Source organism: Eubacterium ramulus (assembly GCF_045002895.1).
Classification (GTDB): domain Bacteria; phylum Bacillota; class Clostridia; order Lachnospirales; family Lachnospiraceae; genus Eubacterium_I; species Eubacterium_I ramulus.
Window position 1 is genome coordinate 3312501 of sequence record NZ_CP173382.1, and the last position, 20421, is coordinate 3332921.

Consider the following 20421-nt stretch of genomic DNA (forward strand, 5'->3'; position numbering starts at 1 on the left):
CCATACAGATGATGAACGGGAGTCAGACTATACGAGATAAGTTGGATAGTCAAAAGGGAAAGAGCCCAGACCCGCAGCTAAGGTCCCAAAGTGCATGTTAAGTGGAAAAGGATGTGGGATCTCTAAGACAACTAGGATGTTGGCTCAGAAGCAGCCATTCATTCAAAGAGTGCGTAACAGCTCACTAGTCGAGAGGTCCTGCGCCGAAAATGTCCGGGGCTAAAACATGCCACCGAAGCTTGGGAATGACATAGTCATTGGTAGAGGAGCATTCTTAACGCGAAGAAGCAGTACCGGAAGGAGCTGTGGAGTGCTAAGAAGAGAGAATGCCGGAATGAGTAGCGAGAACAAGGTGAGAATCCTTGTGGCCGAATATCCAAGGTCTCCAGGGTAAAGCTGATCTGCCCTGGGAAAGTCGGGACCTAAGGTGAGGCTGAAAAGCGTAGCCGATGGACAACAGGTTGATATTCCTGTACCGCATGGTAACAGAACTGTGGGGACACGGGAGGGAAACATGGGCCGGAAATGGAAAGTCCGGTACAAACGGGGTAGTCGCACAGCAGGCAAATCCGCTGTGCATGAGACGAAGCCGTGATGTGGAGCGAACTAAAGTAGTGAAGCATGTGCCCCCTCCTGTCGAGAAAAGCCGCTATTGTTTGCCATGCGCCCGTACCGTAAACCGACACAGGTGGATGAGGAGAGAATCCTAAGGCCGGCGGGAGAAGCATTGTCAAGGAACTCGGCAAAATGACCCCGTAACTTCGGGAGAAGGGGTGCCCACGCAAGTGGGCCGCAGAGAATAGGCTCAAGCAACTGTTTAGCAAAAACACAGGTCTATGCGAAACCGTAAGGTGATGTATATGGGCTGACGCCTGCCCGGTGCTGGAAGGTTAAGAGGAGAGGTTAGCTTCGGCGAAGCTTTGAATCCAAGCCCCAGTAAACGGCGGCCGTAACTATAACGGTCCTAAGGTAGCGAAATTCCTTGTCGGGTAAGTTCCGACCCGCACGAAAGGCGTAATGATTTGAGCGCTGTCTCGACAATGCACCCGGTGAAATTGAAGTACCAGTGAAGATGCTGGTTACCCGCGCCAGGACGGAAAGACCCCATGGAGCTTTACTCCAGTTTGGTACTGGAGCTTGGTATTGCATGTACAGGATAGGTGGGAGCTTATGAACCTGGGACGCCAGTCTCAGGGGAGGCGCTGTTGGGATACCACCCTTGCAATATCGGGTTTCTAACCAGCCGCCGTGATCCGGCGGTGGGACAATGCCAGGCGGGGAGTTTGACTGGGGCGGTCGCCTCCGAAAGGGTATCGGAGGCGCTCAAAGTTTCCCTCATAATGGTCGGAAACCATTAGAAGAGTGCAAAGGCAGAAGGGAGGCTGACTGCGACACCGACGGGTGGAGCAGGTACGAAAGTAGGACTTAGTGATCCGGTGGCATAAAGTGGGATTGCCATCGCTCAACGGATAAAAGCTACCCTGGGGATAACAGGCTTATCACTCCCAAGAGTTCACATCGACGGAGTGGTTTGGCACCTCGATGTCGGCTCATCGCATCCTGGGGCTGTAGCAGGTCCCAAGGGTTGGGCTGTTCGCCCATTAAAGCGGTACGCGAGCTGGGTTCAGAACGTCGTGAGACAGTTCGGTCCCTATCCGGCGCGGGCGTAGGATATCTGAGGGGAGCTGGCCTTAGTACGAGAGGACCGGGCTGGACGGACCACTGGTGTACCGGCTGTCATGCCAATGGCATCGCCGGGTAGCCAAGTCCGGAAGGAATAAACGCTGAAGGCATCTAAGCGTGAAGTCCCCCCCAAGATGAGATATCCCATCCTTATAAAGGAGTAAAAACCCTTGAAGAGTACGAGGTAGATAGGGCAGAGGTGGAAGTGTGGCAACACATGGAGCTGACTGTTACTAATCGTTTGAGGGCTTGACCAAGAACACGAGATTGAATAAAAGAAGCTAAGATCTCACCTGTATGAAGTTTTGAAGGTATATATCATGTACCTTATTCCTCGATAGCTCAATGGTAGAGCACTCGGCTGTTAACCGAGTTGTTGTAGGTTCGAGCCCTACTCGGGGAGTTATGGCTCCATGGTCAAGCGGTTAAGACATCGCCCTTTCACGGCGGTAACACGGGTTCGATTCCCGTTGGAGTCATTTATATGTTAGCAGAATTGCTCGTAAAGTAGCAGAGGTCTGTTGGCTGATAAACATTAGACTCAGGAAACAATGAGTATGGTAAGTAAGAAAGTTGTTTCTGTATGTTTATGCCGATGTGGCTCAATTGGCAGAGCAGCTGATTTGTAATCAGCAGGTTATCGGTTCGAGTCCGATCATCGGCTTTTTATGGACCTTTAGCTCAGTTGGTTAGAGCAACCGGCTCATAACCGGTCGGTCCTGGGTTCGAGTCCCCGAAGGTCCATTTTGTAAGAACATATAATAAACGATTTGGCCTAGTGGCTCAGTTGGTTAGAGCGCCGCCCTGTCACGGCGGAGGTCACGGGTTCGAGTCCCGTCTGGGTCGTTTATGGGATCTTAGCTCAGCTGGGAGAGCATCTGCCTTACAAGCAGAGGGTCACAGGTTCGAGCCCTGTAGGTCCCATCGATGCTAAAGCATCATGCCGGCGTGGCGGAACTGGCAGACGCGCAGGACTTAAAATCCTGTGGTGGCGACATCGTACCGGTTCGATTCCGGTCGCCGGCATTAGCTTTTAAGCTGATTTTATAAAATATGTGTGTGTAGCTCAGCTGGATAGAGCACTTGGCTACGGACCAAGGTGTCGGGGGTTCGAATCCTCTCACGCACGTACCGTAAAGTATCGCAAACTTTTGATTAACAAGGGTTTGCGGTATTTTTTTGCATTAAAAAAGGAAATATGGGGGCGTAAGACCAATGAAAAAAGGCGTATTGATTGTAAGTTTTGGAACTTCTTACCGGGAGGCGGAAGCACAGAATATTAATCCGGTGGAACAGGCGATTTCGGCGGCACTGCCGGGCTATGAGATGCGGCGGGCATACGGCAGCCGCCGGATCATAAAAAAACTGAAGGAGCGGGACGGAATATGCATTGATACAGTTTCGGAGGCTCTGGAAACTCTGGCTGTGGCCGGGTGTAAAGAGCTGATCGTACAGCCTACCTATGTGATCCATGGTTATGAATACGATGAACTGGTGGAAATCCTGCGTGAATATCTGAATCAATTCGAGTCTGTGCGGCTGGGACATCCGCTGCTTCACCAGCAGTCCGATTATAAAGAATTGATCTGTGGCCTGAATGAAGTTTTTGATTTCAGAAGTTCTTCTGATGCGTTTGTATTTATGGGACATGGCACAGGACATTTTGCCAATGCATGCTATCCGGCACTGGAGCATCAGATTCAGGCTCAGGGATTTACAAATGTGTGGATCGGTACCGTGGAAGGATATCCGGAGATTACGGATGTAAAGGAAAAACTGAAACAACTGTCCTGCCAAAAATCCGTATTGGCACCATTGATGCTGGTGGCGGGAGATCATGCCAGAAATGATATGGCAGGAGAAGATGAGAATTCCTGGAAAAATATCCTGGAGCGAGACGGAATAGAAGCAGATTGTATGATAGCGGGATTGGGCAGTTATGCATTTGTACAGCGGATGTTTGCGGAACATGCGCTGCAGGCAGAAGAAATCAGATGATTTGAACGCAGAATAAGCATTCCCCTGCTTCAGGTGCGTAGAGCACTAAGCGGTGGGTAGGGAGGATGCTTATGTCAGTGGGAGTTAAAAGCTCACACTGACAGGTCGCAAAGCGACTGCGTTCATGAGCAAGTAGCGAAAGAGGATTGCGAATGTCCGCTTTACAAAAGAGAAATATGCATTGTGGGTTGCATAATACCATATAGAACAATCTCCAGTGTAATAGAGGAACACATATTGATATGGAAGAAGCAAACGAAGGCGAGCAGGAATGACCTGTTCGCCTTCTACTGTTTACGGTTCGGTTGAAAATGTAACCTTTTCCGGATGGGAAGTGCTGTCAATATCTGTGTCGGAGTCAAACAGAATATTTGTAGCATTTTCTGAATCAGTACTATTAAATGTCCAGTTATTCTGGGTTTCGTAAGTAATATATTGTTTCAAAAAAGAGTTATACCAACGGAACTTTATGATATAATCGTCGGCATTGCTATCTTTTGGAACTTTAAAGTTGTATGGAAAATAGCTTTCTCCATATACTTCTGACAACGATTCCAGATCATCGTGTGGCAGACTACGTGTATACAACAGCGTATCGTTATACACAACCTGAAATTCAGCATCTGTGATATTGGAAACAAATGCAGGCTGCTGACAGCTTATATTCAGGTCACCGGAATTAGTCCGTGAAAGATTATCGAAGCTATTTCCTGTAATTTCAACAGTGGGTTGCCAGTCTGTCAATCCAAGGACGGATAACGTCTCGTATTCACTCAGATTTACGGTCTGTTTGGAACCGTCCGTATCGATACAGGCGGTTGCGTTATAAGTGTCTGTATTAATCGGTAAATCAGCAAAACCAGTGTAAGTTCCGTTTTCGCAGATGAAAGTTACCGGAATGTTGCTCTGATCCGAAGTATTCTGAAGCTGCATAGTCAGAATCGTGTTATCCTGATAGTTTTTTAAGACAGCCGTAAATTTGACATGCAGTTTTTTACCATCTTCGGAAACAGAATCTGCAATCGTGTGATAGCTTTGAAAATAAGTATCCTGTTCCGTGGTGTAATCAGAATCATTGTTTACATAAACAGGAGCTGGCTGCTGTGCAATCTGAGCAGAAAGCGTGCTTAATTTGTCGGAAAAAGTTATTGCGACCACGAGCAGGGCAACCGTGAGTGCCAGACATGCACTACCCAATCCGATGGTTGTCCGTTTCCAGAGTTTGTGATTTTTATCCAGAATCTCAGAAGTGATCCAATCGATGGTTTCGGGAGAAACACTGTATGACGAATGATTGTCAGTGTTACCGGTACCGGGATTTCCGTTATCATCTGTAAAAGCAGAATCTGTGGCTGATCTTTGTCCCACCGACTCGTTTTTATCTGAGGCAGTGTTTGTGCTTTCATTCAAAGCAGAAATTGTTTTATCAGCAAAAATATCCACATCTTCATCTAATAATGCGTCCAGTGATACATGGTAAAATTCTGCCAGGAATTTTAATTTTCCAAGATCCGGGCGTGTGGCATCGGATTCCCATTTGGAAATAGACTGGCGGGAGACCTGAAGTTTTTCAGCCAGTTGTTCCTGGGTCATATTCTGTTTTGTTCGTAATGTATATAATTTTTCACCTAATGTCATAAGGAACCTCCGTCTGGAAAAAAGATGATTCTATACAGAATCCAGCTGATGTTGTGTGACTTTCCGGAAATGCAAAATACATAGTGTGTGATGTATCAGCTGGGAGTCAATCCCTCAGCTGATATAGCCTCCGGCAGGATTGCAGAGGTGGGCAGTAGAAGTATGTCATGCAATTGCATGACGCGCACCTCGCAGCAAGAATGCCGAAGCATTCTTGAATTTGTCTGATTTCAGTATAAAGAATCATCGGAAAATGTCTACCAATCAGCGTGAGCGATTGCGCAACTTCCGGTTGCAACCCAGTATTTATGCAGTGGGACGGTTCATCTCAGTCTGAGTTGAGACTCCCACTTCTGCAAGTGGTGAGTAATAACAAATCTTTCTCAGTGGGAGTTCAATCTCCGACTGAGATAAACGCTCCGCGAGGATGTGCAGTGATTCTGAGAAGAATATGTCAGCTTTCGCTGACCAGAATCACGCACCAAGTCTCACGTACGTTCGACTTGAATTCATACGAAAGAATCAGGTACATCCGATCCCGGTAGTCGTCAAAATCTTTCTCGATCAGGGTATTGATTTTTTTGAAACGATAGATCAGAGAGGTACGGTGCATATCCATGGCCTCTGAGGTAGCAACCAGGTTTCGTTCGTGAGTCAGATACATGTACAGCGTATAGGCAAATTCAGAATGATGTTTTTTGTCATAGTCCAGCAGAAACTGCATTTTCGGATGGCAGAAGGTCCGGCTGGATTCACTCAAATTACTCCAACCGGTCAGTGCATGTATGCCATCGGATGATGTCAGCAGGGTTGGGCAATCCGTCAGTTGGTTTTAAATTTGTTTTAATCCTATGTACATGTTCCCTCCTTCTTTGTCTGTTCTTTATTATACACGAAATAATAAGCAATGTAAAAACACATATTTTTCCCTGATTAATACAAACCTGATCATTGCATCTGTGGCCGGAAAACTGTATGAAAGCACACAGTCTTATATGAGCGCACTAATCATGCTGTTGGTGCTGATTCTGGCAGGGGCTGTTGTGTTTTTCGGAATCCGTAGACCAAAAGCAGAATGATGATAGTAAGATTGCAACGTAGAAAATAGCAGTGTATGCGTTCTGTTCCAACAAGGAAAGGTGTTGGGGAATAGAAAATAAAGGGTTGTATAAGGGATATCTGTCAAAAAACAGGTATCCCTGTTTACATTTTAGGAAGAGGTAGTATAAAATCAGAAGAAATACAAGAAGACGAGGACATATACGTTGGAAAAGAATGATTTGAGAACAGAATTGAATCCTTTTGAAATGCTGGAGGAACTGCTCTGGCAGGATCAGTTTGAATTGATTTTTCCGGAAAATGAAAAACAGTCAGAACTCCGTCTTGTCTATCTGATGAATGACGCAGTAGAAAGTTTTCTGGTCTTTATCAATGCGAAAATGACCGGTCAGTATCAGCCGGATTATGAGGGGGAATTGGAAGCAGAATTGAGCAAGGAAGATACGGAGGATGGCTGTATCTATGTACTGGTAGTTCATCAGGGTGACAGTGTCGTGACATTATTTTTTGAGGATTTGAAAGTTGAGACACATTTGTACCGATACGGAGATCTGGGGCATTTCTGGGTGAAGGGATACGAATATTTACGACAGTTAGAATACCGCATTGCGATTCTGCATACAAAATGCGAGTATCTGGGGGCGGATGCTGCCGGCGAAGAAGAGCAAAAACTGGCGGAACTGGTGCATTTTCCACCTTTGAACTATGCTTGCTATCCGGCTGTTTCACAAAAATATATTGTGCCGATGGATGGGGTCTGGGAACCGACAGAGCAGGCAATTTCCATCATGGAGGAACTGGCAGCAGAAGCTGATGATCACAGTCTGCTTTGGTGGTTAACATTCTATCGAAAGTATCAAGGAAAGGGGATGAGCAGATTGTTGGCATGGATGATGCATCGCACAAGACATGGAGCTGTGATAGATTTGCTGATAGAAAAACTGATGCGGGCAAGCGAAGGTTACCCGGTGCGCAGCTATAAAACAGAAACGCTTAAATCAGAAGACGCCGGATTCAAGAAGGAAGAAATTGGAAAAAGAGAAGTATGTGATACAAAAGCATCAGAGCAGAGAACTGTATCGGCAGTCGGAGGAATATCACAGCAGTTATATGAGAAAATTCTGATGCAGGCAGTACAGCGTAAAATGGAGCTGGAAGCTCAGGGAAAGCAGGTCACACTGGTGCGGGAAGAACCATTTACAACAGCGCAGGATTCTGTGGAATATAACGTATATCTGATGATCTGGAAGAAAAAACGGGGAAATCGAATTGTGGAAGTGGAACGTTTTTCGGGATGATAAATTAAAATGATACGTTACTTCGGGTAAAGAGCGGTATTACGGATGAAGTTGTCTGCGCCGGCAGACAGAGAGGGAAGGCTTCCGAATGATGGAACAGTTGCTGACCGAGGAGGATCGCCCCACGGCGATCTATTGCGCCAATGATATTTCCGCGGTTGATATGCTGAAGTGTATGGCAAATAATAAGAAGTGCGGCTACATGCCGTCTATCATTGGTAATGATGACATTGAGGCAGCGCAGGATAGAAAACGATTCATAATTCACAATTCTTTCACAATCTCAACAAAGTTTTACTACAATCGTTTCGTATGATATACTCATCAAAGATGAGGAGGCAGAGAAAAATGCTTGAGAATGAAGAAAACAAAATGAACACAGAAAATAATGAATCAGAAGTAAAAAATGAAAGCAATATAGAAAATGTAGAAACTGTAAAAAATGATGCAGAGGATTCTGCTACGAACAAAGCTACTGAGGAAATGTTTGAGGAATCCGATTTTGTGACACCGCCACAGGATGTGGAAGAAACAGTAGATGCTGCACAGGCAGATACCGTTCAGACTTCCGAGACAGATCAGACGCAGAATTGTGAAGCTCAGACTGATGAGGATCATATCAAAGGAACCGAGGGCGCTTCCCAGTACCGTTATTCCTATATCAAGAATCATCAGAAACAGGATCACGTTGGCGGTGACCGGAACAGCAATCATCAGGAGACACCACAGCAGAGAAGAAAACACAGACACAGCATGAATGTATATGCAAAAGTAGTGTGCTGTGCAATCTTATTTGGTGCAATTTCCGGTGGTATGATCCTTGGATCTTTCGCAATCGGAAAGAATTCAGCAAAATCAGTTGCAGCTGCAAATCTGGAGACTAATGCTGCAAAACTGAGCACAAACTCCGGCAACAAGAAAACCGATGCATCTGGTTCCACTGATGGAACCTATACCGTAGCAGAAATTGCATCGCAGTGTAAATCCTCGGTTGTAGCGATTACAAATCAGAGTGTGCAGGAAGTACAGACCATGTTCGGAACTATGCAGCAGCAGAGTACCGGCAGTGGTTCCGGTGTTATCATCGGAAAGAATGATACAGAGCTTCTGATTGCAACCAACAACCATGTAGTATCCGGTGCAGAATCCTTAACGGTATGCTTCAATGATAATAAAGACGCCGTTTTTGATGCAAAGATCAAAGGTACGGATCCCAATAACGATCTGGCTGTTATTGCCATCCAGCTTTCCGATATCAGCGAGGACGTGTTAAACAGTATCTCCATCGCAACTCTGGGCGATTCCACGCAGATGGAAGTCGGTGATCAGGTTGTTGCCATCGGAAATGCACTTGGTTTTGGCCAGTCTGTTACAACCGGTATCATCAGTGCAGTTGACCGTGAAGTTACTATCGATGATACAACAGCAACTCTGTTACAGACAGATGCAGCTATTAACCCTGGTAACAGCGGCGGTGCGCTGTTCAATATGAAAGGTGAAGTTATCGGCATCAACAGTGCAAAATATGCCAGCGATGAAGTGGAAGGTATGGGATTTGCAATCCCGATGTCCAAAGCACAGAGTATCATTGAAAATCTGATGAATCAGGAGACCAGAGACAAACTGACCAGTAATTATGGATTCCTAAATATTACAGGACAGGATGTTTCATCAGAAGAGGCAGAAAAATATAATGTTCCGGAAGGTGTTTATGTCAGCGGAACCACAGATGGCGGTGCAGCAGCAAATGCCGGTATCCAGAGAGGCGACATTATCACAAAGCTTGGTAATACAACCATTACCACGATTTCTCAGTTAAAAGAGGAACTTCAGTATTACAAAGCCGGTGAGACTGTAGAGGTTACAATCCAGAGAAGCAGTGACGGAAAAGGTTATCAGGAGCAGACATTAAAAGTTACACTGGATAATGCATCTCAGCAGCAGACTAATACAACAAATCAGAACAACGGTGGTCAGTCTGGTTCCAACGGACAGTATTCTATCCCAGGATATGGAAACAACGGAGGCAGCAATAGTCTGGAACAGTTTTTTGGCTATGGAAACTAAGGAAACACGCATGCCTGTCGTATATACGGTATCATCATAAATGAACAAACGGTACATCATGCAGAGTCATCAATTTGAATGGAATCTTTCTTCTGTATGAAAACTGCTTTACGCTGTCCCTATCTTGTGCTAAAATGTATGAAACAGACTTTTACGAGTATTGGAGGCAGTTGAGATGAAGAAGAAAAGAATTGCAATTGCACTTGGACATGACGCACTGGGAACAACGCTTCCGGAGCAGAAGGAAGCAACCTGCCGCGCAGCAAAAGCAATTGCTGATTTAATACAGGATGATTGTCAGGTGGTTATCACACACAGCAACGGACCGCAGATTGGAATGATCCACACAGCGATGTCTGAGTTTCACAGACTGTATACAGATTATACAGCGACACCAATGTCTGTATGTTCAGCAATGAGTCAGGGCTACATCGGATACGATCTGCAGAATGCGATTCGTACCGAATTGATGAACCGCGGTGTATACCGTACCGTATCCACACTTTTGACACAGGTTATCGTAGATCCTTATGACGAGGCTTTTTACAAACCGAGTAAGATTATTGGTCGTGTTATGACTGAGGAAGAAGCGGAAGAAGAAGAGAAAAAAGGAAACCATGTTGTTAGAACCGAGGAGGGCTATCGTCGAATCGTTGCGGCACCGATGCCACATCAGATTGTGGAACTGGATGCTGTAAATACACTGATGGATGCGGATCAGGTTGTCATTGCAGCCGGTGGCGGAGGAATTCCGGTACTGGAGCAGGGCACTGTTTTAAAAGGCGCAAGTGCAGTCATTGAGAAAGATCTCATTGCAGGATTGCTGGCAGACGGTGTAGAAGCGGATATGCTGATCATTCTGACCGGCGAGGAGAGCGTTTATAAGAATTACGGAACAGATAAACAGGAATCGATTCGTGAGATGACCTGTGCGGAAGCACGGAGATATATCGCTGAGGGAGAGTTTGGAGAGGGGACCATGCTTCCGAAGATTGAAACAGCCATTTCCTATATTGGTGATTATGCAACACGTAGTGTTCTGATCACAAAGCTTGGAAGTATTGAAGCAGCTATGGCCGGGCAGACAGGTACAATTATAAAGAAATAAAATAGAAAGGGGATAATGCAGATCGTGTATTATCCTCTTTGCACTTTTTCATAGGAAAGGAATATAGAAATATGAGAGAAATCAGAAAAACAAAAATTGTATGCACACTGGGACCCTCCACAGATAAAGGTGATGTACTCCGTCAGCTGATGCAGGAAGGAATGAATGTTGCGCGTTTTAATTTTTCACATGGCTCCCATGAAGAACAGAAAGCACGATTGGATAAACTGGTAGCATTGCGGGAGGAACTTGATCTTCCGGTAGCAGCACTGTTAGATACAAAAGGTCCGGAGATCCGTCTGAAAGAGTTGAAAGGCGGTAAGGCAGAACTGAAAGAAGGACAGTTATTTACACTGGCACTTGGTGATTTTGTCGGTGATGCCAGTCGTGTTGCCATCACATATGAGGATCTTCACAATGATGTCAAAGCTGGTGATCGTATTCTGATCGATGACGGTCTGATCGAAATGAAAGTTGTTCGCCTGGATGGAACAGATATTGTCTGTGAGGTAATCAACGGTGGTATGATCTCTAACAAAAAAGGGGTCAATGTGCCGAACGTGGAACTCTCTATGCCGTTTATCAGTGAGACAGATTACAGCGACATTGTGTTTGGTATCGAGAATGGATTTGATTTTATTGCAGCATCCTTCACCAGAACTGCCGATGACATTTTGCAGATCCGTAAGATTCTGGAAGAACATGACTGCAAGAGTGTCAATATTATTGCTAAAATTGAGAATAAACAGGGTGTGGATAACATCGATGATATTATCCGGGTATCTGATGGCATCATGGTAGCACGTGGTGACATGGGAGTTGAGATTCCGATGGAGGATGTACCGGTTATCCAGAAAATCTTGATCGAAAAAGTATACAAAGCAGGAAAACAGGTTATCACAGCGACACAGATGCTGGATTCCATGATGAAACACCCGCGTCCGACCCGTGCGGAGGCAACGGATGTAGCAAATGCTGTCTATGACGGAACCAGTGCCATCATGCTTTCCGGTGAAACTGCTGCCGGTGATTATCCGGTGGAAGCACTGCAGACTATGGTGAAGATTGCATCCCGTACCGAACAGGATATCAACTATATGTCTCGATTGAAGAAACGCAGCATTTTGACAAACCCGGATATTACCAATGCTATTGCACATGCAACCTGCACCACAGCCATGGATCTGAATGCATCTGCAATCATCACAGTATCAAATTCCGGTCGTACTGCACGTATGGTATCAAAATACCGTCCGGCCTGCCCGATCATCGGATGCTCTGTAAACAAAGACGTATGCAGAAAAATGAGTCTTTCCTGGGGCGTTACACCGCTGCTGGTAGAATTAAAACACAACTCTGACGAGTTATTTGATCATGCAGTTGATAAAGCAGAGGAGATGGGACTGATCAAACAGGGTGAGATCGTTGTTTTGACTGCCGGTGTACCACTGGGTATCTCCGGTACTACCAATATGATCAAAGTGCATGTGGCAGGACATATCCTGATGCAGGGAAAAGGTCTGAATGATAAAGTTGATTCCGGCAATATGTGTGTGGTAAACTCCGCAGAGGAACTGAAAGAGAAATTCAAGGTTGGAGATATTATCGTTGCAAAAGACACCTGTAATGAAATGATGGAGCAGATTCGTCTGTCCTCCGGATTGATCCTTGAGAAAAACAGTATAAATTGTCACGGTGCGATTGCAGGACTGAGCCTTGATATTCCGGTACTGATCGGGGCAGAAAATGCAACACAGATTCTGAAATCCGGTGCTTTTGTGACACTGGATGGCAAAAAAGGAATTGTGAGCTGCAATAATTAAAAGCTTCTTTATGTATAAATAAAGGAGATTGTGTCATTTTTCTCATAGAGCGATTATTAGCTCGTGAGATGAAATGACACAATCTCCTTTTTAAAATCTTAAATTTTTACCACATAAGAAAAAATCTATTTAGCTACAGCTGCATATTTGCGTACGATAGCATTCATCTCATCCCAATGTGCTTCCATGTCACGGACAAGCTTGAACTGTGTGCGGGTACGATCCAGGTTCTGTCCCGGACGATGTACAGCGAAGTAATGGTCACCTTCCAGATAATCGGTCAGGAAACGCATGCCGCATTCCAGTGTCATCAGTTTAGCTCCCCAAGGGAGAGTCTCAATCTCCAATGGTGTCAGGGCATCTCCTGCAATCTCAAGGAATCCTTTTGTGTAAGCCTCAAAAAGTTCCAGAGAGAAGTTTACTTTTGTCAGATCCGGTTCATCCTCGGCACTGTGATTTGCACCGAAACGGATAGAATCACCATAATCGTTGGCTGCCAGACCCGGCATGACGGTATCCAGATCAATGATGCAGAGTGCGTCGTTTGTTTTATCATCCAGAAGAATGTTGTTTAATTTTGTATCGTTGTGTGTAACACGGAGAGGCAGTTTTCCGGCTGCCAGCAGATCAGTCATGTGTGAACAGTCTGCCTCATGGTTCAGTACAAAATCAATCTCTTCTGGAATGTCAGCGGCACGGTGCATTGTGTCGGCTGCCAGGGCTTCTTTGAATTTGCACAGACGATCCGGGGTATTATGGAAATCCGGAATCGTTTCATGCAGTGTGGAAGCATCGTATCCGGAGAGGTTTTTCTGGAACTGTCCGAATGCTTTGGCGGAAGTGTAGAAATCCTCAGTATTTCTGCACTGCTGCAGACAGATGGTATGTTCTACGAACTTATAAATACGCCATGCACCCTGTGTGGAATCAGTATAGTATGGCTGACCGTCACGGGTGTATACAACTGTCATGGTTTCACGTTCTGTATCTCCACCGCGTTCTGCGATGATGTCTTTCAGGTAAGAAGTAACGCCGCAGATATTTTCCATCAGGGATTTCGGATTGGTAAAAATATCTGTATTAATGCGCTGCAGGATAAATCTGTGTGTCTCTTTGCCGGTAACGGTTACCAGGCTTGTATTGTTGATGTGACCTTCCCCATAGGCCTTGTAAGCTATAGTGCCTTCACCCAGGTCATAGGCAGAAAGAACTTCCTGAAAAATCTCAGGTTTAATCTGTATCATAATATCTTCTCCTTTATCTGTATAACGATTACTGCCACAATGGTGTCGGATATAATCCGTCGGCAGCTTTGTCTGCAAGTGCTTTTACGATTCCCGGTTTGTCTTCGCGGTAAGTAACGCCGTACCATTTGTCCGGACTCTGTAATACTTTTACAGATGCTTTGCCTTCATCCAGAAGCTGGCTGACAACGGATGGAAGGAAGTATTCCCCTTTCAGCGGATTATTCACCATTGCATCATCCAGGAATGCTGCGAAGCGGTCTTTTGCTTCTTTGATAAAGCTTTCACTGAATCCCCAGAGATTCATAGACACAATGGTATTTCCATCGATCTCATGCCAGGTTTCACCTTTATCTTCAGTAAAGCGGATGCCGCCTTCGTGCTGTTCAATCTGTGTATGCTCAACAACACTGATCAGATTGGAATCAGCGTCTGTCGTGCACACGCCGCGGGCAACAGAACCATTTTCTGTAACAGTGTTTTTTAACTGATAGCCAACCATGCAGTAACGATATTTGTCATCATCACTGTGTGTGGACAGGTAATCATAAATGATCTTAAAGCAGGTAGTTCCATAATAATCATCTGCGTTGATCACAGCAAATGGTGCATCAATGAGATCTCTTGCTGCAAGAATTGCATGGCAGGTTCCCCATGGTTTCTCACGGCCTTCCGGTACGGAATAGCCTTCCGGCAGATCATCCAGGTCCTGATATGCATAAGCAACTTCCATATATTTGGAAACGTGATCACCGATGGCTTCTTTAAATGCATCTTCAATGGAATGTTTGATGATGAAAATAACTTTTTCAAATCCGGCACGGCGGGCATCATACAGGGAATAATCCATAATTACTTCTCCATGACTGCCAACCGGATCCATCTGTTTTAATCCTCCGTAACGACTGCCCATTCCAGCTGCCATAACGACTAATATTGGTTTTTTCATTTTCATATCCTCCTGTGTTTGTGAAATATATTCCTTGGAAGACGGACATATGCTATGGAATAAAGAATAGCAGAAATGTCAGACTTCTTTTGCGTGTTCTCTGTTAACCTTATTTATTATACGTTTATTTTTTGAGGAGTGCAACCGATAAAACGGAAGAAAACAGGGGGGAAACAGGGTCAAAACAGAAGCGTAAAAAATGCAGAAAAAAAGGCTTGCAATTCTTTGAAAAAAGATGCAAGATATGCGTAGCGAAGGAGATGGAAGAGATGTATATAACAAACGGACAGGTCTTTCTGCCTGAAGGAAGATTTGAAAAATCAGATATTTTATGTGGGGATCGGATTACTGCCATAACCGGTGGTGATACCCATATGACAGTACAGGAGTTGCCAGATGGAGAAATGATAGATGCGACCGGAAAATATATCATTCCGGGACTTGTGGATATTCATACACATGGAGCGGTAAATGCAGATGCCAGTGATGGAGATGCAGATGGTCTGCGCCGGATGTCACGATATTATGCACAGAGAGGTGTAACATCCTGGTGTCCGACTACTATGACGCTGTCGGAGAAATCACTGCTGCATGCAATGCATGCCATCCGTGATTTTGAAAGTGATGGGGCACATTGTGTGGGAGTTCATCTGGAGGGACCGTTTTTAAGTTATGAAAAACGCGGGGCACAGAATGCACAGTATTTGCAGAAACCGAATATGGAAGAACTGGAAAAATTAAACGCAGCCTGCGATGGACAGGTACGCATGATCACAGTGGCTCCGGAAGAAGATCGGGATCTGGCATTTATCCGACAGGCCAGCAGGCTTTGTACGGTTTCCCTGGGGCACTCTGTGGCAGACTACGATATGGCACAGGCGGCTTTCGAGGCAGGTGCTACCCATGTTACGCATATGTTTAACGGCATGAATGGAATTCATCACCGGAAGCCGGGGATCATTGGTGCTGCATTTGATGCAGGTGCTACCGTCGAACTGATCTGTGATGGTTTTCATATCCATCCGTCAGTTGTTCGGATGACAGCTGCCTTGTTTGGCGACAGATTGAATTTGATTTCGGATTCCATGCGTTGTGCGGGAATGCCTGAGGGAGAATATGAGCTTGGCGGTCAGCCGGTATGGATGAAAGAGGGCAAAGCAACACTGGCAGACGGAACGCTTGCGGGTTCTTCCATTCATCTGATGGATGGGCTTCGAAATGCGGTATCTTTTGGTGTGCCATTGGAACAGGCTGTAATGGCAGCTACCTCTACTCCGGCAAAGGCCATTGGAATGGAGCGGGAGATTGGATGTATCCGGACAGGTGCACGGGCAGATCTACTGATTCTGGATGAACACCTGGAACTGGAAAAAGTTATTATCGGTGGACAGATCTGGCAGTAGCATAAAGAAATGGATTTTCTATGAATAATGCATAAAATGAGGAGGTTTTTACAATGAAAATTATTAAAGCAAAAGATTATGATCAGATGAGCAGAAAAGCGGCAAATATTATTTCCGCGCAGGTAATCATGAAACCGGACTGTGTACTTGGTCTGGCAACTGGAAGCAGCCCGATTGGCACTTACCGTCAGCTGATTGACTGGTATAACAAAGGGGATGTTGATTTCTCAGAATGCTATTCCGTGAACCTGGATGAGTATGTAGGACTGGATATTACAAGTGATCAGAGTTATGTATATTTCATGCGTCATAACTTTTTTGATGCAATCAATATCCGTGAGGATCATACGTTTATCCCGAATGGAAAAAATACAGATGTGGCTGCTGAGTGTGAGCGTTATGATAACCAGATTGCATCTCTGGGCGGCATTGATCTGCAGCTTCTCGGACTCGGCCGTAATGGACATATTGGTTTCAATGAACCGGATCAGGTGTTTACAAAAGGCACACATTGCGTAGATCTGGCAGAATCTACCATTGAAGCAAACAAACGGTTCTTTGCCAGTGCAGATGATGTACCGCGTCAGGCATTTACGATGGGAATCTGTGATATCATTCAGGCAAAGAAAGTGGTAATGGTTGTATCCGGCGAAGATAAAGCCGATGCGGTACAGAAAGCATTTTTCGGTCCTGTGACACCGGAAGTACCAGCATCCATTCTTCAGTTGCATCCGGATTTTACGCTGGTTGCAGATGAAGCCGCACTGAAAAAAGTGCTTGCATGAAAATCAAGAACGTGATATAGTAAATGACGAAATGAGCGCAGAAATGTCTCATTTCGTTAAATGGGTGGATTCCCGAGTGGCCAAAGGGGACAGACTGTAAATCTGCTGGCGATGCCTTCGAAGGTTCGAATCCTTCTCCGCCCATTATTAAAAAGGACTTCTTCGGAAGTCCTTTTTCGTATACAGAGAAAGAAATCAGAGGAAAGAAACCAAAACGGTTCGAATCCTTCTCCGCCCATTATTTAAGAGGACTTCTTCGGAAGTCCTTTTTTTTTGCCTCCAAAGATGGTAGAATAAAGATATTACAGGGATAGGAGAGTATGGAATATGGGAATTGTAAGAGGAATCTGTATCAGTGAAAAGAGAGGGACACAGAAGCATGAAGTTTCAGAGGCGAAATTTGTTTCAGACTGGGGCATCGAAAATGACGCGCATGCCGGACACTGGCATCGTCAGGTAAGTCTGCTTTCACTGCAGAAGATTGAGGAGTTTCGTGCCAGAGGTGTGGCTGTGGAGTTTGGTGCATTTGGAGAAAATCTGATTGTAGATGGATATGATTTTCGAAATCTTCCGGTGGGTACAAAATTTCGTTGCAATGATGTGTTGCTGGAAATGACACAGATTGGTAAAGAATGTCACAGCCATTGTGAGATTTATAAAGTAGTAGGAGACTGCATCATGCCGCGGGAAGGGGTGTTTGCTAAAGTATTAGAAGGCGGAACCATCAAGGTAGGCGACGAATTGGTTATCGTAGAGTAAGAAAAAAGAACTGTTTTAGGCATTGTGTTTTACATTGATTTTACAAGATTTTTATAAAATGCTGATAGCGGCAAAATTTCAAAAGAAATATTATTAGTAATACGCAGGGATTTTGCAAAGCATAAGAGAAAGCATAAGAGGATAAAATAAATATGAGCAGAATTGCAAATATAATACGGGGATTATTTGGCAGAAAACCCGTGCATCAGCAAAAAGACAGTATGGCACCCCGGGGTGACGGTGAAAAAAGTGTACAGCCAATGCATGAAAATGTGATTCAGAAGATACCTGTGGAAGCAAAAATGATGAAAGAGGTATCAGATATGGAATTACAGACGGTAAATGCAACAACCGTACAGGCACAGTGTGCAGATGGAAATATGGTGGAAGCAAATGTATCGGAAAGAGATGGACATGGGACAGAAGTACAGGTAACAACAGAACAGATAATGAGGAGTGGGGGAACAATGGTTCATTCATGTTATGACAACAGAGAATTATCATGGTTAAAGTTCAATACAAGAGTTTTAGAGGAAGCTGAGGATACATCGAATCCATTTTGTGAGCGTTTATCTTTTGCATCTATTTTTCAGAGTAATCTGGATGAATTTTTTATGGTACGTGTCGGTTCTTTGTATGATCAGATGCTGGTATCCAAAGATATCCGTGATAATAAGACAAATATGACCTGTCAGGAACAGCTGTTTGCAATCTTTGAGCAGGTGAAACTACTGACACAGCGTAAAGATGCTGCTTATGCAGAACTGAAACGTGGACTGGAGACGCAGGGAGTGGAAATCTGCAGTTATTCCGAACTGGAAAAACGGGATGTGGAATTTCTGGATTCCTATTTTGAACATGAAGTACGCCCGTTATTGTCACCGCAGATCATTGGTAAAAAACAGCCATTTCCGTTTTTAAAAAGTAAAGATATTTATGCAGTGGTTGTGCTGGAAAAGAAAAACCGGGACAAACTGGGGATCGTGCCATGTAATCTGGATGTGATTCCGCGTCTGGTGCGGATCCCGGGACATGAGAATCGTTTCATGCTCCGTGAGGAACTGATTCTGCATTATATTCCGCTGATTTTTGACCGGTATAAGATTAAGAGTAAATCACTGATCCGTATCATCCGAAATGCTGATATTGATCCGGATGAGGAAATGTATGATGATGATACAGACTTCCGTCAGGTAATGGAACAGCTGGTAAGCCGCAGACGAAAATTATGTCCGATCAAACTGGAGTATACACGATTGATGGATGAGTCTGTTCTGGATACGTTGTGTGGCTATCTGGATCTGAAGAAAAAGCATATCTTTCATTCGGAAGCACCGCTGGATCTGTCCTTTTTCTCAAGAATCCGTGATTTGCTGAGAAGTAAAAAGGAATTGTTTTATGACAAGTATACACCGCAGATCCCGGCAGATATCGATATGTCAGAAAGCATCATGAAACAGGTGGAGCAGAAAGACCGCTTCCTGTTCTTCCCATATGACAGCATGCAGCCATTCCTCCATATGCTGAATGAAGCGGCAGAAGATCCAAATGTCGTATCTATTAAAATGACACTGTACCGTGTGGCAAATGACAGTAAAGTCGTTGAGGCGCTGATCAATGCTGCAGAAAACGGCAAGGAAGTTGTGGCACTGGTGGAACTTCGTGCCCGCTTTGATGAGGAAAATAATATTGAGTGGTCCAGACGGCTCGAGGACGCAGGTTGCCGGATCCTGTATGGTCTGGATAAACTGAAAGTTCATTCCAAACTCTGCCTGATCACAAAGAAACAGGAAGGTCATATTTCTTATATCACACAGATCGGAACCGGAAATTATAATGAGAAAACAGCAAAACTATATACAGATTTCTCACTGCTGACAGCGCATCAGGGGATTGGCGCAGAAGCAAATGAAGTATTCCACAAACTTTGTCTCGGTCAGGTGATGCAGGAGACCAAATATCTGATGGTTGCACCGAAATGTCTGCGTAACAAGATTCTTTCTAAAATGGATGAACAGATTGCACTGGCAAAACGCGGAGAACCCGGATATATTGGTGCAAAGATGAACTCCCTGACAGATAAACGGATTATTGAGAAACTGATGGAAGCGTCTCAGGCTGGTGTGGATATTGAGCTGATCGTGCGCGGAAGCTGCTGTCTGATCGCAGGAGTTCCGGGAGCGACAGATCATATTACTGTACGCAGCATTGTGGGACGTTACCTGGAACATTCCAGAATCTATATTTTCGGAAATGATGAGGTATATATTGCCTCTGCAGACTTTATGACCAGAAATACCACACGGCGTGTGGAAGTGGCAACACCGATTTATGATAAAGATATCAAAAAACGTGTGCTTCATATCTTCGATGTGATCATGTCCGATAATGTGAAGGCGAGAATACAGATGGCAGATGGCCAGTATGTACATGCCGTGCAGGATGGGGAACTGATCAATGCACAGAAGTATTTCGAGACAATGGAAAATCGCTAAATAATTTGGAAGTGATGAACGCAAAATTTACGATATAAATGGATTCCTGCAACACATGTGCAATGACACGAACAATTTTCTGTTTGTGCTGCGCCGCTTATCTCCGCCTCCT

14 protein-coding genes, 9 tRNA genes and 1 rRNA gene (1 of these 24 cut by a window edge) are annotated in these 20421 nt (G+C 44.8%); 20 read left to right on the forward strand and 4 right to left on the reverse strand.

All coding sequences use genetic code 11. The annotated features are described in order from the left end of the window. The 10 genes from ACIRUQ_RS15300 to ACIRUQ_RS15345 all read left to right on the forward strand — a co-directional run. Positions 1–1940 (forward strand): 23S ribosomal RNA (locus ACIRUQ_RS15300) (it extends 954 nt beyond the left edge of the window). Between the two features lie 74 nt (positions 1941–2014). Then, positions 2015–2086: transfer RNA gene (locus ACIRUQ_RS15305), tRNA-Asn, on the forward strand. Between the two features lie 4 nt (positions 2087–2090). Continuing rightward, positions 2091–2162, forward strand: a tRNA-Glu gene (locus ACIRUQ_RS15310). A 112-nt stretch (positions 2163–2274) separates the two neighbouring features. Continuing rightward, positions 2275–2347 (forward strand) — tRNA-Thr (locus ACIRUQ_RS15315). Between the two features lie 6 nt (positions 2348–2353). Continuing rightward, a tRNA-Ile gene (locus tag ACIRUQ_RS15320) sits at positions 2354–2427 on the forward strand. Between the two features lie 28 nt (positions 2428–2455). Next, positions 2456–2529, forward strand: a tRNA-Asp gene (locus ACIRUQ_RS15325). A gap of 5 nt (positions 2530–2534) precedes the next feature. Then, positions 2535–2607 (forward strand) — tRNA-Val (locus tag ACIRUQ_RS15330). Between the two features lie 18 nt (positions 2608–2625). Beyond that, a tRNA-Leu gene (locus ACIRUQ_RS15335) sits at positions 2626–2709 on the forward strand. 29 nt (positions 2710–2738) lie between these two features. Then, positions 2739–2812, forward strand: a tRNA-Arg gene (locus ACIRUQ_RS15340). An 86-nt stretch (positions 2813–2898) separates the two neighbouring features. Continuing rightward, complete coding sequence (locus ACIRUQ_RS15345; RefSeq protein WP_021740307.1) at positions 2899–3681, forward strand: sirohydrochlorin cobaltochelatase; 783 nt, start codon at positions 2899–2901, stop codon at positions 3679–3681. 294 nt (positions 3682–3975) lie between these two features. Here ACIRUQ_RS15345 and ACIRUQ_RS15350 read toward each other — a convergent pair whose 3' ends face one another. Together ACIRUQ_RS15350 and ACIRUQ_RS15355 are read right to left on the reverse strand one after the other, a co-directional pair. Next, positions 3976–5319, reverse strand: a complete 1344-nt coding sequence (locus ACIRUQ_RS15350; RefSeq protein WP_021740306.1) for a helix-turn-helix domain-containing protein — start codon at positions 5317–5319, stop codon at positions 3976–3978. 454 nt (positions 5320–5773) lie between these two features. Then, positions 5774–6079 (reverse strand): helix-turn-helix domain-containing protein, encoded by a 306-nt coding sequence (locus ACIRUQ_RS15355; RefSeq protein WP_055291012.1) that lies wholly within the window; start codon positions 6077–6079, stop codon positions 5774–5776. Between the two features lie 520 nt (positions 6080–6599). Between ACIRUQ_RS15355 and ACIRUQ_RS15360 the strand changes: the two genes are divergently transcribed. The 5 genes from ACIRUQ_RS15360 to pyk all read left to right on the forward strand — a co-directional run bounded on the left by ACIRUQ_RS15360 (position 6600) and on the right by pyk (position 12674). Further along, positions 6600–7676: a DUF3878 family protein gene (locus ACIRUQ_RS15360; RefSeq protein WP_242853632.1), complete on the forward strand. Its 1077-nt coding sequence runs from the start codon at positions 6600–6602 to the stop codon at positions 7674–7676. An 88-nt stretch (positions 7677–7764) separates the two neighbouring features. Further along, a complete protein-coding gene (locus ACIRUQ_RS15365; RefSeq protein WP_055291018.1) occupies positions 7765–7992 on the forward strand; it encodes a LacI family transcriptional regulator in 228 nt (75 codons plus the stop codon). A 32-nt stretch (positions 7993–8024) separates the two neighbouring features. Beyond that, entirely contained in the window at positions 8025–9743 is a 1719-nt protein-coding gene (locus tag ACIRUQ_RS15370; RefSeq protein WP_055291020.1) for a S1C family serine protease, read from the forward strand. Positions 9744–9918: 175 nt separating this feature from the next. Beyond that, the gene (gene arcC / locus ACIRUQ_RS15375; RefSeq protein ID WP_021740299.1) at positions 9919–10851 is read left to right on the forward strand and encodes a carbamate kinase; all 933 of its coding nucleotides are present in this window, start codon (positions 9919–9921) and stop codon (positions 10849–10851) included. A 71-nt stretch (positions 10852–10922) separates the two neighbouring features. Continuing rightward, positions 10923–12674: a pyruvate kinase gene (pyk, locus tag ACIRUQ_RS15380; RefSeq protein ID WP_021740298.1), complete on the forward strand. Its 1752-nt coding sequence runs from the start codon at positions 10923–10925 to the stop codon at positions 12672–12674. Positions 12675–12799: 125 nt separating this feature from the next. Here the strand turns inward: pyk and ACIRUQ_RS15385 are convergent, their stop codons facing one another. Both ACIRUQ_RS15385 and ACIRUQ_RS15390 read right to left on the reverse strand, forming a co-directional pair. Further along, positions 12800–13918: a phosphotransferase enzyme family protein gene (locus ACIRUQ_RS15385; protein ID WP_055291023.1), complete on the reverse strand. Its 1119-nt coding sequence runs from the start codon at positions 13916–13918 to the stop codon at positions 12800–12802. 28 nt (positions 13919–13946) lie between these two features. Then, entirely contained in the window at positions 13947–14867 is a 921-nt protein-coding gene (locus ACIRUQ_RS15390) for a sugar phosphate nucleotidyltransferase (protein WP_044964508.1), read from the reverse strand. 269 nt (positions 14868–15136) lie between these two features. Between ACIRUQ_RS15390 and nagA the strand changes: the two genes are divergently transcribed. The 5 genes from nagA (at position 15137) to ppk1 (ending at position 20309) form a co-directional block, all read left to right on the forward strand. Continuing rightward, positions 15137–16270, forward strand: a complete 1134-nt coding sequence (gene nagA, locus ACIRUQ_RS15395; protein WP_055291025.1) for an N-acetylglucosamine-6-phosphate deacetylase — start codon at positions 15137–15139, stop codon at positions 16268–16270. Positions 16271–16323: 53 nt separating this feature from the next. Beyond that, positions 16324–17055 carry a glucosamine-6-phosphate deaminase gene (nagB, locus tag ACIRUQ_RS15400; protein ID WP_055291028.1) on the forward strand — a complete coding sequence of 244 codons (732 nt, stop codon included), beginning with the start codon at positions 16324–16326 and terminating at the stop codon, positions 17053–17055. A 62-nt stretch (positions 17056–17117) separates the two neighbouring features. After that, a tRNA-Tyr gene (locus ACIRUQ_RS15405) sits at positions 17118–17199 on the forward strand. A gap of 183 nt (positions 17200–17382) precedes the next feature. Continuing rightward, positions 17383–17814, forward strand: coding sequence for an MOSC domain-containing protein (locus ACIRUQ_RS15410; protein WP_055291030.1), 432 nt, complete (start codon positions 17383–17385; stop codon positions 17812–17814). Between the two features lie 152 nt (positions 17815–17966). Beyond that, positions 17967–20309: a polyphosphate kinase 1 gene (gene ppk1 / locus ACIRUQ_RS15415; protein ID WP_242853633.1), complete on the forward strand. Its 2343-nt coding sequence runs from the start codon at positions 17967–17969 to the stop codon at positions 20307–20309. Positions 20310–20421 lie beyond the last annotated feature (112 nt).

What these genes read in the sequence shown, in the direction of transcription:
- ACIRUQ_RS15345 (WP_021740307.1), top strand. Translation starts at nt 2,899, where the DNA reads ATGAAAAAAGGCGTATTGATTGTAAGTTTTGGAACTTCTTACCGGGAG.
- ACIRUQ_RS15350 (WP_021740306.1), bottom strand. Translation starts at nt 5,319, where the DNA reads ATGACATTAGGTGAAAAATTATATACATTACGAACAAAACAGAATATG.
- ACIRUQ_RS15365 (WP_055291018.1), top strand. Translation starts at nt 7,765, where the DNA reads ATGATGGAACAGTTGCTGACCGAGGAGGATCGCCCCACGGCGATCTAT.
- ACIRUQ_RS15370 (WP_055291020.1), top strand. Translation starts at nt 8,025, where the DNA reads ATGCTTGAGAATGAAGAAAACAAAATGAACACAGAAAATAATGAATCA.
- arcC (WP_021740299.1), top strand. Translation starts at nt 9,919, where the DNA reads ATGAAGAAGAAAAGAATTGCAATTGCACTTGGACATGACGCACTGGGA.
- pyk (WP_021740298.1), top strand. Translation starts at nt 10,923, where the DNA reads ATGAGAGAAATCAGAAAAACAAAAATTGTATGCACACTGGGACCCTCC.
- ACIRUQ_RS15385 (WP_055291023.1), bottom strand. Translation starts at nt 13,918, where the DNA reads ATGATACAGATTAAACCTGAGATTTTTCAGGAAGTTCTTTCTGCCTAT.
- ACIRUQ_RS15390 (WP_044964508.1), bottom strand. Translation starts at nt 14,867, where the DNA reads ATGAAAAAACCAATATTAGTCGTTATGGCAGCTGGAATGGGCAGTCGT.
- nagA (WP_055291025.1), top strand. Translation starts at nt 15,137, where the DNA reads ATGTATATAACAAACGGACAGGTCTTTCTGCCTGAAGGAAGATTTGAA.
- nagB (WP_055291028.1), top strand. Translation starts at nt 16,324, where the DNA reads ATGAAAATTATTAAAGCAAAAGATTATGATCAGATGAGCAGAAAAGCG.
- ACIRUQ_RS15410 (WP_055291030.1), top strand. Translation starts at nt 17,383, where the DNA reads ATGGGAATTGTAAGAGGAATCTGTATCAGTGAAAAGAGAGGGACACAG.
- ppk1 (WP_242853633.1), top strand. Translation starts at nt 17,967, where the DNA reads ATGAGCAGAATTGCAAATATAATACGGGGATTATTTGGCAGAAAACCC.